The following is a 1,282-nucleotide window of genomic DNA, read 5'->3' on the forward strand; positions in this document are numbered from 1 at the left end:
ATCAAATAATCACTATAAAGATCAAGCATATCCATTTAATTCCCTCCCTAAAATTAAGGGCGGAATTCTAATGCTTTTTAGTCAAACTACAAGTTTATGTGCGTAACATGAGTTATTAAATGAATCAGCTCTTCCCCAGCATACGCGTGCTATTATCGATATTAAGGGTGCCTTTGCTGGAGTTAACAATCTTGCCGTAGCCCAAGAAATTGCAGCCCATCTACAAAGAAACCCCGCGGCGTATAAAAAACCACTAAGGCAGGTATTGTATTTTAATGAACAGCAAGTCTTGTGCGCTATTGATATTAACAGGCCTAATAATCCTATTATTCTAGCAACCAGTGATCCCAATGTTCTTAACCGGGTATTAGATTCAAGCCCAGAAGAGCGCTTTACTTATTTTGATCAAATCCATATTACTGGTACCGATATTAGCCAAGAAGAAAGCACGCATGCCTTAGTCCTCGTAGATGACAAAACCGGCTTACAAGAATTTTTGCAGGGAAGTATGCGTCTACGGCAATTAGAATTGCAGCAAAGTATGGAAATTATTGTTCCTGAACGCATGAACAATATCACTTTAGATGAACTGTACTTTCAATTTAAAAGCAATGATGAAACGGCAGTATTTAGAGATACACCCTCTGCGGCAAAAGGACAAATGCGTAATCATATACGCCGTCATTTCCTTTCCCTAATTCAAGATCTTCCTTCTGAAGAGGCGGAGAAAAAAGCACTCTTAATGAAGCATTTTCGTCCCTTCTTTGAAGATACAAGCTCTCTTGATCTATTCGCTTTATACGGGAAACTTAACAAAAACCAAGCCATAGAAAAAATATTAGGTGGGTATAAAGAACAATTACAACAATTATGGCAAAAATGCTTACTTGCAGCCGAACTGCAAGCCCATCAACAAGATATTGCCCATCTATCGACTAAATTAGAACAAATCATTAATAAAGCCCTACCTTTTTGTTTAGCAGAATATGAAAGCAATGAGGATTTTTTTGCTTTAGAAGTAGAAGTACAAAAAGAAGTGGAAAAAGAAGTAGAAATGGAAAATTTAGCGCTTGATGAATCCTATGACTCCGAACTTATTCCTTGTTCAACACGTAATTGGCCAGTCTATGTGGATTATAACCACTATTTTACCGACAATTATTATTCACTCATGTTACGCACGGTCAATTTTAAGCTGCCATATTTTTAAGCTCCTGCCAAGCAATCTGGTTCGCTCTAAGAATCAATTTGTACTTAATAGCAAAGTGATTTAAATGAGTTT

General features: G+C 37.0%; 1 protein-coding gene. It reads left to right on the plus strand.

Annotated elements, in window-relative coordinates; genetic code table 11:
* The first annotated feature begins 265 nt into the window (after positions 1–265).
* Positions 266–1,210: a hypothetical protein gene (locus ELY15_RS15860; RefSeq protein WP_127101735.1), complete on the plus strand. Its 945-nt coding sequence runs from the start codon at positions 266–268 to the stop codon at positions 1,208–1,210.
* Positions 1,211–1,282 lie beyond the last annotated feature (72 nt).

This window comes from Legionella sp. km772, assembly GCF_003989735.1.
GTDB lineage: Bacteria > Pseudomonadota > Gammaproteobacteria > Legionellales > Legionellaceae > Legionella.